Origin of the sequence: Mesorhizobium sp. M2A.F.Ca.ET.037.01.1.1, from assembly GCF_003998075.1 — a bacterium.
Taxonomy (GTDB): Bacteria; Pseudomonadota; Alphaproteobacteria; order Rhizobiales; family Rhizobiaceae; genus Mesorhizobium.
Window position 1 is genome coordinate 1 of sequence record NZ_RZSA01000095.1, and the last position, 11,180, is coordinate 11,180.

At 63.9% G+C, this 11,180-nt stretch carries 10 protein-coding genes; 6 read left to right on the forward strand and 4 right to left on the reverse strand.

Annotated elements, in window-relative coordinates; translation table 11 throughout:
• From EOA27_RS07445 to EOA27_RS07455, 3 genes are all read left to right on the forward strand, one after another.
• Positions 1-922: methionine ABC transporter ATP-binding protein (locus tag EOA27_RS07445; RefSeq protein ID WP_145970286.1), on the forward strand; the 922-nt coding region annotated here is incomplete at its 5' end.
• The gene (locus EOA27_RS07450; protein WP_126078709.1) at positions 903-1,559 is read left to right on the forward strand and encodes a methionine ABC transporter permease; all 657 of its coding nucleotides are present in this window, start codon (positions 903-905) and stop codon (positions 1,557-1,559) included. The genes EOA27_RS07445 and EOA27_RS07450, both read left to right, overlap by 20 nt.
• A 164-nt stretch (positions 1,560-1,723) precedes the next feature.
• Positions 1,724-2,743, forward strand: coding sequence for an isopenicillin N synthase family oxygenase (locus tag EOA27_RS07455; protein ID WP_126078708.1), 1,020 nt, complete (start codon positions 1,724-1,726; stop codon positions 2,741-2,743).
• Between the two features lie 362 nt (positions 2,744-3,105).
• Here the strand turns inward: EOA27_RS07455 and EOA27_RS07460 are convergent, their stop codons facing one another.
• Positions 3,106-4,008 carry a LysR family transcriptional regulator gene (locus tag EOA27_RS07460; RefSeq protein ID WP_126078707.1) on the reverse strand — a complete coding sequence of 301 codons (903 nt, stop codon included), beginning with the start codon at positions 4,006-4,008 and terminating at the stop codon, positions 3,106-3,108.
• Positions 4,009-4,109: 101 nt separating this feature from the next.
• On the opposite strand from EOA27_RS07460, the gene EOA27_RS07465 reads away from it, so the two are divergent.
• Positions 4,110-5,096: a zinc-dependent alcohol dehydrogenase family protein gene (locus EOA27_RS07465; RefSeq protein ID WP_126078706.1), complete on the forward strand. Its 987-nt coding sequence runs from the start codon at positions 4,110-4,112 to the stop codon at positions 5,094-5,096.
• A 74-nt stretch (positions 5,097-5,170) separates the two neighbouring features.
• Here the strand turns inward: EOA27_RS07465 and EOA27_RS07470 are convergent, their stop codons facing one another.
• Positions 5,171-6,205 (reverse strand): class I SAM-dependent methyltransferase, encoded by a 1,035-nt coding sequence (locus EOA27_RS07470; RefSeq protein WP_126078705.1) that lies wholly within the window; start codon positions 6,203-6,205, stop codon positions 5,171-5,173.
• A 315-nt stretch (positions 6,206-6,520) separates the two neighbouring features.
• Here EOA27_RS07470 and EOA27_RS07475 point away from each other — a divergent pair, with 315 nt between their 5' ends.
• Positions 6,521-8,494, forward strand: a complete 1,974-nt coding sequence (locus tag EOA27_RS07475) for an EAL domain-containing protein (protein ID WP_126078704.1) — start codon at positions 6,521-6,523, stop codon at positions 8,492-8,494.
• A gap of 184 nt (positions 8,495-8,678) precedes the next feature.
• Here EOA27_RS07475 and EOA27_RS07480 read toward each other — a convergent pair whose 3' ends face one another.
• Positions 8,679-9,575 (reverse strand): AraC family transcriptional regulator, encoded by an 897-nt coding sequence (locus tag EOA27_RS07480; protein ID WP_126078703.1) that lies wholly within the window; start codon positions 9,573-9,575, stop codon positions 8,679-8,681.
• Between the two features lie 149 nt (positions 9,576-9,724).
• Here EOA27_RS07480 and EOA27_RS07485 point away from each other — a divergent pair, with 149 nt between their 5' ends.
• Positions 9,725-10,450 carry an SDR family oxidoreductase gene (locus EOA27_RS07485; protein ID WP_126078702.1) on the forward strand — a complete coding sequence of 242 codons (726 nt, stop codon included), beginning with the start codon at positions 9,725-9,727 and terminating at the stop codon, positions 10,448-10,450.
• An 80-nt stretch (positions 10,451-10,530) separates the two neighbouring features.
• On the opposite strand, the gene EOA27_RS07490 is transcribed toward EOA27_RS07485, so the two are convergent.
• Positions 10,531-11,180 (reverse strand): AMP-binding protein (locus EOA27_RS07490; RefSeq protein ID WP_145970287.1); only part of this gene is annotated, 650 nt, incomplete at its 5' end.

The following is an 11,180-nucleotide window of genomic DNA, read 5'->3' on the forward strand; positions in this document are numbered from 1 at the left end:
CAGCGGCGCCGGCAAGTCGACGCTGATCCGCTGTCTGAACGGGCTGGAGCGGCCGGATTCCGGCGAGGTCTTCATCGAGGGGCGCGAGATCAGCCGCCTCGGCGAGCGCGAGTTGCAGCCGCTGCGCCGCCGCATCGGCATGGTGTTCCAGCATTTCAATCTCTTGTCGGCCAAGACCGTCGAGGACAATGTCGCGCTGCCGCTCAAGATCGAAGGACGCCCGCGCGCCGAGCGTGTGGCCCGCGCGGCCGAGCTGCTGCAACTCGTCGGCCTGTCGGAGAAAGCCAAGGCCTATCCCGCTTCGCTGTCGGGCGGCCAGAAGCAGCGCGTCGGCATCGCCAGGGCTTTGGCCGCACGGCCGGCGCTGCTCTTGTCGGATGAGGCGACATCGGCGCTCGATCCGGAAACTACGCGCTCGATCCTGGCGCTGCTCAAGGACATCAATTCCAGGCTCGGCCTCACCATCCTGCTGATCACGCATGAGATGGAGGTGATCCGCTCCATCGCCGATCGAGTGGCGGTGATCGATGCCGGCCGGATCGTCGAGGAGGGCGCCGTCTGGCAGGTCTTCGCCGATCCGAAGTCGGAGATCACCCGCAGCCTGCTCGGCGGCATCCGGCCGCAACTGCCGCCCGAGATTGCCAGCCGGCTGGTTCCGGGCGAAGGGGCGGAAACGATCCTCCGGATCGACGTCGCCGGCGAGGCGGCGCGTCGCCCGCTGCTGTCCGAGCTTGGCGCCAGCGTGCACGGCGCGTTCCGGCTTGTGCATGGCGGCATTGACCATGTGCAGCAGCAGCCGGTCGGCACGTTGTTCGTGGCGCTCCCTGGAGCCGACGCTGCCCATCTGGCGGCGGTTATCGCTTTCCTGAAGAACCGCGGCGCGCGGGTGGAGGTGCTTGGCCATGTCGCCGGTCCTGTTTGAACTCCTGCTTCGTTCGATCTGGGAGACGGTGCTGATGACCGGCGCGTCCGGTCTGATCTCGCTTGTCTTCGGCCTGCCGCTCGGCCTCGCTCTGGTCGCCACCGATCGGGGCGGCATTGCCGAAAGTCTTTGGATCAACCGCCTCCTCGGTGCCGTTATCAATGGCTTCCGTTCGGTGCCGTTCATCATCCTGCTGGTGGCTCTGATCCCGGTGACGCGGCTGATCGTCGGCACCTCGATCGGCACCTGGGCGGCGATCGTGCCGCTGTCGATCGCGGCGACGCCCTATTGCGCGCGTATTGCCGAAGTGTCGCTGCGCGAAGTGGACCACGGGCTGATCGAGGCGGCGCGCGCCATGGGCGGCAACCGCTGGACGATTATCCGCGAGGTGCTGGTGCCGGAGGCGCTGCCGGGCATCGTCGCCGGCTTTACCGTGACACTGGTGACGCTGGTCGGCGCCTCGGCCATGGCCGGCGCCATCGGCGCCGGCGGTCTCGGCGATCTCGCCATCCGCTACGGCTATCAGCGCTTCGAAACCAGCGTCATGGTCGCCGTGGTCATCGTGCTCATCGTGCTGGTCTGCGGCATCCAGTGGATCGGCGACCGGCTGGTCGCTCATCTGGATCATCGTGGATGATGTGCGGCATCCGAACGCAATTTGCCGCAAAAGCCGGGAATTGAGCGCCGGTATGCTGCGTTTGCAATGAGATTGGTCGGTGTGTTTCTTCACCGGCAATGACACGCATGTCATCGTGCGATGGGGAGCTAAAACAAAGAGTTGCCGCCAACAGGAGCCTGACCATGCCAAGAATAATTCCGGTGCTCGATCTCGACCGCCTGGAGCAGGGTCCATCCGAACTTCGAACTTTCTTGTTTGATCTACGCACCGCCGCCCGCGATGTCGGGTTCTTCTATCTGAGCGGCCACGGCATCACCCAGCCGGAGATCGACGCGGTGCTGGGCGCTGCGCGCGGCTTCTTTGCCTTGCCGGAAGCCGACAAGCTCGCCATCGAAATGGTGAAGTCGCCGCAGTTCCGCGGCTATACGCGCGCCGGCGGCGAACTGACCAGGGGCAAGGCCGACTGGCGCGAGCAGCTCGACATCGGCGTCGAACGCGCGACCATTGCGCAAGGGCCGGGCGTACCGGCCTGGACGCGGCTGCAGGGCCCGAACCAGTGGCCGGCCGCGCTCCCCGATCTGAAGCCGGCGTTGCTTGCCTGGCAGACCAAGGCGACCGATGTGGCGATCAGGCTGCTCAAGGCCTTCGCGCTGTCGCTCGACCAGCCGGAGGGCGCCTTCGATGCCATCTATCGCGGCGAGCCGAACCACCGCATGAAGATCGTGCGTTATCCCGGCCGCGACACGACCGGCGACGACCAGGGCGTCGGCGCGCATAAGGATGGCGGCTTCCTCACCCTTCTGCTGCAGGACGAGAACAAGGGGTTGCAGGTCGAGTATGACGGCAGCTGGGTCGATGTCGACCCGATCCCGCGAACGCTGGTCGTCAACATCGGCGAACTGCTTGAACTCGCCTCGAACGGCTATCTCAGGGCAACCGTGCACCGCGTCGTCACCCCGCCCGCCGGCGTCGAGCGGATTTCGGTGCCGTTCTTCTTCAGCGCCCGGCTCGACGCGACTATCCCGCTGCTCGGCCTGCCGGAGGAGCTGGCGGCCGAGGCGCGCGGCCCGGCCAGCGACCCTGACAACCCGCTGTTTCGCAACGTCGGAACCAATGTGCTGAAAAGCCGGCTGAGGTCACATCCCGACGTAGCGCGGCGCCATTATACGGACCTGTTGGAAAAAGCATCGGCCGCCGGCTGACGACTTCACAATGATTAAGCGAGATTTTTTCGCGATCTCGGTATTTTTTGGAATTTCGTTCGTGGAAAATACGCCGCCGAGACCCCAAATAGGCAGCATCGCTCGGTGTTTTCCTCCCATTGCGCCGGGCGATGTTCCCCTCTGAAGGTTATGACCTTCATGCTTGGCCGGGCTGCTTTCGCGCCCGGCCTTTTTCTTTCAAATGCTTTAGAGATGCCTTGATCAGGCGAAGGCGATACTGATCGCGCCAAAGTGGCCTAGAGCATGTCTCCCGAAAGTGGGAACCGGTTTCGGGATAAAGACATGCGTAAAAACCAAAGACCTAAAGCGCATGGAGCGAATCCGAAGGATCGCGACGCGCTTTAGCTCGTCAGCTTCGGCAATCCCGCCGCCAGCGCGTCGATGGCCAGCCGCACCTTCAACGGCAGATGCGGCATCTGGAGCCAGAGTGCGTGGCAATCGTAGAGATAGTCCGGCTTGTCAGGCAGCACGCGGATGAGCTTGCCTGCTTCGACACGCTCACGCACCAGCCAGTATGGCAGCCAGGCCAGCCCCATGCCTTCGCTCGCCGCGTCGGCGATGGCATCGAGATCGTCGAGACGCAATCGACCGACCGGCGCGAACTCTGCGACGGAACCGTCATCGCGCGGGAAGAGCCATGGCTGCAACACATGGCCGAGCCGCCGGTAGACGATCGCCTGATGGGCGGCGATATCCTCAAGATCGGTGGGCTTGCCGAAGGTCTCGATGTAGGACGGCGAAGCGCAGACGACCATGCGCTGGCGCGCGACTCGGCGCCCGATGATGCCAGCCCGATCATCCAGCGCGCCGGTACGGATCGCAAGGTCGAAACCGTCCTCGACGAGATCGGCGAAGCGGTCGCTGAGCGACAGGTCCAGCTCCAGCGTTGGATGGCGCCGCGCGAGCGCGAGCAGGATCGGCGTGACGCAGTGCCGGCCGAAATGCGCCGGCATCGTCACCCGCAGTTTTCCGCGCGGCTCGGACAATTGGTCGGCCGCCAGCGCATCGGCCGCCTGCGCTTCCGCCAGCACGATCCTGCAGCGCTCATAATAGGCGCGCCCGAAATCGGTCAGGCTCTGCCGGCGCGTGGTGCGGTTGATGAGGCGTGCGCCGAGCCGCTCCTCAAGGAAGCGGACATGCTTGCCGACCATCGGCCCCGAAAGGTCAAGAGCCGCCGCGGCGGCCGTGAACGAGCCGAGGTCGATGGCTTTCACGAACACTTCCATGCTTTCGAGGCGATCCATTGAAAACCTGCCGTTTCGACTGTTCTGCCTGAGCAGCGATTTATCGGCTCTCCACGCCCTTGCATAGTTCCATTCCATCGATTGGATTTGGAGTTGCATGGATGGCAAGGATTGTTCGCTTTCACAGTCACGGCGGTCCCGAGGTGCTTCGCATCGAGGAAACAGAGGTTCCGTCGCCAGGTCCTGGCGAGGTGCGGATCCGCGTCAGGGCATTGGGCCTGAACCGCGCCGAAGCCTCGATGCGCAACGGCACTTACATCGAAACGCCGTCGCTGCCGTCAGGCCTCGGCCTCGAAGCGGCGGGTATTGTCGAGGCGGTCGGCGCCGATGTGGAGGGCCTCGCGACTGGCGATGCGGTCAGCATCATCCCGCCGCGATCGATGGCGCGCTGGCCTGCCTATGGCGAGCTTGTGACCTTTCCGGCCGAGTTCGTCGTCAAGCATCCGCCGTCGCTTTCGTTCGAGGCCGCCGCGGCGACATGGATGCAATATCTCACCGCTTATGGCGCGCTGATCGATATCGCCCATCTGTGCCGTGACGAGCCCGTCGTCATCACCGCCGCTTCGAGCAGCGTCGGGCTCGCCGCCATCCAGATCGCCAATGGAATTGGCGCCGTGCCGATCGCCGTCACTCGGACATCGACCAAGAAGGCGGCTTTGCTCGATGCCGGCGCCGCGCATGTGGTGGCGTTGGCTGAGGACGATCTCGAGGCGCGGCTGAGAGCGATCGCGCCGCAAGGCGTGCGGGTCGTGCTCGACCCGGTCGGCGGCCCGATCTTCCCGCCTCTTGCGGCCGCGATGGCGCACGGCGGCATTCTCATCGAATATGGCGGCCTCAGCCCTGAGCCGACGCCGTTCCCGCTGTTCGAGGTCCTGGCGAAGACGTTGACCCTGCGCGGCTACCTTGTCCACGAGATCACCGGCGATCCCGGCCGGCTGGAAACAGCCAAGCGCTTCATCCTCGATGGCCTCGCATCGGGCGCGCTGAGGCCGATCATCGCCAGGACGTTTCCGTTCGAGGCGATCGCCGAGGCGCACCGCTTTCTCGAGGCGGGCGAACAGTTCGGCAAGATCGTCGTGACTGTGTGAGGGCCTGAAAGGATCGGCGCCCGATCGAGCGGCGCGCCCGATCGATCATGCCGCTCGAATTACGGAGACCGTCGCTAGCCGCGCTTTTCGATAACCGCGTAGAGCACGTTGCGGTTCTCGCCATAGAACACCTGCGCGTCGACGGTGTTGCGGTCGACGCTGGCATTGATGATGTTCCACATGTCGGCTTCCGAGCGCAGTAGCAGCACCCAGTCCATGAATGTCTCGCGATAGCCGGCGTCGGGAGTGCCTTCGGCATAGTTGGCGAACAGGAACCTGCCGTTCGGCTTCAGCATCTGCAGGCACGTCTTCGTCAGCTTAACCGCGACGTTGTGCTGAAGATAGTCGTAAAGGCCCGAAGCATAGATCAGGTCGAACTTGCCGAGCTTGTGTCCTCTGGTGAGCACGGTTCGCACCGAGCCGTCCACGGCCTCGATCGCGGTGCCCTGGAAATCGCGCGCGATCAGACCGACGCTCTGCGGATCCTGGTCGAGCGCGACCCACCGCTTCAGCCTGCCCTCGGCAAGCGCGGTCGAGCGGTTGGCCTCGCGCAGATGGCCGGCCGCGATCGCCAGCACCTCGGTGTCCGGGGCGTTCATTGCGGCGGTCTCGTCGACATAGCGGGTCAACAGGTCGCGCCGTTCCCGGGCCGCGACGCATGATGGTACGTTCTGGGTGTGGCTGTAGAGCGCTTTGCCGATCTCCGAGGCGTTTGCCACGTCCTCGGCCACATGCGGGTCGCAGTAGATGTAGTCGAGCAGCTGCGCGTCGCCGGAATAGCCTCTGGGCTTGGTGAAGGACCAGTGCGTAAGCGGATCCTGGAGGAAATATTGCAGGATCGCATGGTTCTGCGCCACCGGTATCAAGGCCTGCCAGACATCGGGATGGACCCTGGAACGCAGTGCATTGAGCACTGACAGCAGCCGGCGAACGATCTCGGCGGGATCCTTCCGCAGCTCGATCTGCTGCTGCGTCGTCAACAGGATGAGCGCCAGCTCCGCGCGCGCCGCTTCGAACGCCTCGCCGTGGCGCTCAGGCTTCCCTCGATGCAGACCGGCCGCAATTGTCTTGGCAGTAATCAGGCTTTTGCCATCAAAAACGGTCTGCACTGGATACTCCGTGGTTAACAGTCATTTAACTTATTGCGTAGAATGTCGGATTTGCCAACGGTGGTCGTTAGCATTTTAATGATATGATTAATTTCCCGCTAACCATCTCGCTTCATTAGATATTTTGCGGGTCGGAATTCGGGTTCGAGTTAACGCAAACTTGTCTCCCGCCGTGGCATTTTATTGCTCGGCAAACCGTTGTTTCCCTAGGAGCGGGCCCGCGTGGGGGCAGGAGCGAGAAAAGAGTTCGAAAGGCAAAAACCCTTTGAGCAGGGGGTCATTGCGGACGAACGCGTCGCGTCCAGATTGGCCGATATGGCGCATGTCGAGCCCTACGAGCCGCGTCCCGGCCCGGGGCCGAACGAGCTGCGCGTCCTTTATCGCGAGGAATCGCAGGCGAAGCGGCGGCGGGAAGCCAGGCCCGGGCTTTGGATGGCCGTCGCCATCTATGTGCTGTTCTCGGCGACGGATCTGCTGCTGATACCGGATGTGGCGCTCTACACGATCACGGCGCGCTTCGCCGTCGGCCTGACCGCGCTGCTGACGCTGGAGGGCCAGCTTCGCCGCGGCGTTGCCACGCAATGGCTCGACTTGACCTGCGCGGCCGCAATCATCTTTGGCTATATCGGCTGGCTGTGGCCTACATCCTGGGGAGCCGACCGGGAAACCGTCGCCTACTACATGGTGTTCGGCACGATCTTCATGATGAGCGCCAACCTCTTTTTCACATTCAGCTTCAAGGTTTCGATCATCACGTCGACCATAATCCTGTGCATTCTGTACGTGGTGAATTATTTTGTGCCTGCTTCGCTGACGTACAAAATGGTGTTCGGAACCTTCTACGTCTCGTGCTTCACTTTCACCTCCTATGTGAACTGGAAGCTGAACGAGGAGCGCTACAACGTCTTCCTCAACGCGCTCGAAGCCAAGATCCAGCACAAGGAGGCGACGGAGCGCGGCAAGGCCTTGCTGAGACTATCGCGGACGGATCCGCTGACGGGCCTGGAGAACCGCCGCGCGATCGACGAGAAGCTGCGCGAATACTGGAGCGACTGGCAAAAGCTCGGCAACCGTTTCGCGGCGATCCTCATCGACGTGGATTTCTTCAAGAAGTTCAACGACTGCTATGGCCACCAGGAGGGCGACCGTTGCCTGATCCATGTCGCCAACGCGCTGGGCGAGCTGGTCACGCGACACAACGGCTCGATCGGGCGCTATGGCGGCGAGGAATTCATCGTGCTCGCCCGCATGAACGACAAGCAACAGGTCGCCGATCTCTCGGAAGCCATTTGCCGCACGGTGGAGGATCTGGCGCTGACGCACGAGCTGCGGCGCGACGGCACCTCGATCGTGACGGTGAGCGTCGGCGCCGCCTTCACCAGGACGCAGGCCGGCGCCAAGTTGGAGAAGATCATCCACGAGGCCGATCGCGCGCTGTACCTGGCGAAAGCCGGCGGCCGCAATTGCGCGCGCCTGTTCGACCCGACCGATCCGCAGAGCAGCGACGAGAGTGAGAACATCGCGGCCTTGCTCAAGATCGCAATCGACAGGAATCTCGTCTCCCTGGTCTATCAGCCGATCCAGGAAATAGCCTCGGGCCGGGTCGAGGCCGTCGAGGCGCTGATGCGCCTCAAGATGCTCGACGGCATACTGGTTCCGCCGAGCCTGTTCATTCCGGTGGCCGAACGCACCGGCGCCATCCTGGAGCTCGGCCGCTGGGCGATAAGGACGGTGTGCACCGACGTCCTTGCGCATGACGACGTCCGCGTGGTCAGTGTCAACGTGTCGCCGATCCAGCTCAAGACGCCCGGCTTCGCGACGTCCGTCGCCGGCATCCTCGGCGAAACCGGCGTGGCCGGCAGCAGGCTTGCCTTCGAGATCACCGAGGGGCGCGAGTTGGAGATGGACTCCGACATCCTGCGCTGCATCAGCGACCTGAAGCTCCTGGGCATCAAGATCTGGCTCGACGATTTCGGCACGGGCTTCGCCGGCCTGTCATGGCTGCGCCTGATCGATTTCGACACGGTCAAGATCGACCGCTCGTTCCTGCATGACTGCGGCACGCCCAAGGGCATGGCCATGCTCCAGGACATCATCGCGCTGGTCCGCAACCGCGGCCACAAGATCCTGGTCGAAGGCGTGGAGACCGACGAGCAAATGGCCCTGATGCGCGAATTCGGCATCGACAAGGTCCAGGGCTACCACGTCGGCCGCCCGATGCCCGCCGCAAGCTTCCAGGCAAAGCAGCAGGTGCGGAAGCGCCCGTTCACGGTGCTGAAGTCGGCATGATACGGCATTCGAATCGAAACTGCAGGTAAAGGCATTTCCGAGATCGAGTCTGAGGCGCGGACTGGGGAGCAGTTCCTACTTGCTGCCCGCCAGCCGTCCTGTCCCGAACAGTTCGGCAAGGTGGTGGTCGTGGTTTGAGGCGCGCTTACCTGTTTGCAGGCTGCGGCCCCGCTCAGCAAAAGGGTTAATAGGCCGCGGCCGAGCCGGGTATAGCCTGAAGGCGCTCGATGTCCTGACGGGGCGGGGCGCCGAACAGGCGCCGATATTCGCGACTGAACTGGGACGGGCTGTCGTAGCCGACCGCGAAACCGGCGGTGCCGGCGTTGGCCCCGTCGGCCAGCATCAGCCTTCGCGCTTCCTGCAGGCGTAGCTGCTTTTGATACTCGAGCGGGGTCATACGTGTGATCGCCTTGAAGTGGGCGTGAAGCGACGACGCGCTCATGCCTGAGGCGGCGGCAATCTCGTCGATCCGCAACTGCGTGTGGAAGCCGGTGCGTATCGTGGCGATGGCGCGGCTCACCTGGTTCAGGTGGCTGTCGACGGTTCCCATTTGGCGAAGCGTTGCGCCGTGCGGACCGGTGAGCAGACGGTAGAGGATTTCGCGCTCCACGAGCGGGGCCAGGACATCGATGGTTTCGGGGCGATCGAGCAGCTTCACCAATCGGCATGCGGCATCGATCAGGTCAGGATCGCTTGGATAGACGGCAAGCACGGGCAAGTCCTTCTCGGAAGAAACCCGCTGCTCGGTCACAAGCAGGTCGGCAAGTGCCGCGGGGTCGAAGTCGATCTTGCAGCAAAGATATGGCGCGGCCGGACTGGCCTCGAGAACATGGCCGACCAGAGGCAGGTCGACCGAAACAAGAAGATAGCTCGATGCATCATAGACCACGCTCTGGCCGGCCAGCGAGACGCGCTTCGACCCTTGGGCGATTATGCAAAGCGAAGCTTCATAGACGGCCGGCACCGGCGCGCTGGGATGGTCGGCGCGAATGAGCGACAGCCGGGGCACAGCGGTGCCGGACATGTCGGAAACCGGTGCGAACCGCGAGATCAGCTGAGCCAGGTCGGCAATTTTGTTCATGCCGCATAAATCTGCATCGCGCGCAATGTTGCAAGGCTTGGTCGGCTTATTTGGAGGATCGTGCAAACTCTTTGGACGATCACGCTACCGCTCTCCGCCTTCGCGCCACCATTTTTCGACCCGTCACCGCAAGCGAAAAGGAAACGATCATGACGGGACTGAAAGACAAGGTTGTATTGATCACCGGCGCCTCGAGCGGCATCGGCGAAGCCACGGTTCGCGAGCTCGCCTCGGCGGGCGCCAGGCTGTTTATCGGCGCCCGACGCGGCGCGCGTCTGAAGGCGCTGGCCGAGGAAATCGGTGAACGCGTCGCCTGGCGCGAGCTCGACGTAGCGAAGGCCGAGAGCTTCGATGCGTTCGCCGATGCCGCGCACGCCGAATTTGGACGGATCGATGCGCTGGTCAACAATGCCGGCGTTATGCCGCTGTCGCCGCTTGCCGCGCTGAAGCGCGATGAGTGGGCGCGCATGATCAACGTCAACATCTTCGGCGTGCTGAACGGGATCGCGTCGGTGCTGCCGCGCTTCGTCGCGCAGAAGAACGGGCACGTAGTCAACGTGGCGTCCGTCGGCGCGCATCTCGTGCTGCCCACCGCAGCGGTCTACTGCGGCACCAAATATGCGGTATGGGCGATCACCGAAGGCCTGCGCCAGGAGCATGACGATATCCGCGCCACGATCATCTCGCCCGGCGTGACCGCGACCGAACTGGGCGACGACATCAGCGATCCCCAGGTGGCCGCGGCTTTGAAGGAGTGGCGGCAGAAATCACTGACGCCGGACGCCATCGCCCGCGCGATCCGCTTCGCCCTCGAACAGCCCGACGGCGTCGACGTCAACGAAGTGATCGTGCGCCCGACGGCAGCAAATATGTAGACGTTCGTCTGCCAAGATGCCGGTTGTCAGTGAATGACGGGCAGGCCGGCCTGAACGCCGGCCTGCTCCAGCCCTTGAGGTCAAGCAGCCTTGACCTTCAGCTCTTCCTCGCCGCGCACCATCCGGGTCACGCCGGCGAAGTCGAGCTTGCCGGAACCGAGCACCGGCACTTTCGGCACGACGCGCACCTCGGCCGGCACCATCAGGTCCATGGCGCCGTGCGCCTTGGCAAAGGCGAGGAAGTCCGCGCGGGTCGCGCCGGAAGCTTCCGTGATCAGGATGAGCTTCTCGCCCTTGCGCGCGTCCGGCACCGTCGCGACGGCCGCCGGCGAACCTTTCCAGAGCTCGCCGGCCAGCGCCTCGACCGCGGCCAGCGAGATCATCTCGCCGCCGATCTTGGCGAAGCGCTTGGCGCGGCCGCGGATCGAGATGAAGCCCGCGTCGTCGACGGTGACGACATCGCCGGTGTCGTGCCAGCCGTCCTTCACCGGCTCGATCACGCCGGGGTTTTCGGCGCGCAGATAGCCGGCCATGACGTTCGGGCCGCGCACGAAGAGCCGGCCGCCCTCGTCGACGCCGGGCACCGGGTCCAGGCGATACTCCATGCCGGGCATGATTTTTCCGACGCTGCCCGACTTGTTGTACATCGGCGTGTTGATGGCGATCACCGGGGCTGCTTCCGTCACGCCGTAGCCCTCGAGAATGCGCAGGCCGAACTTCTCCATATAGG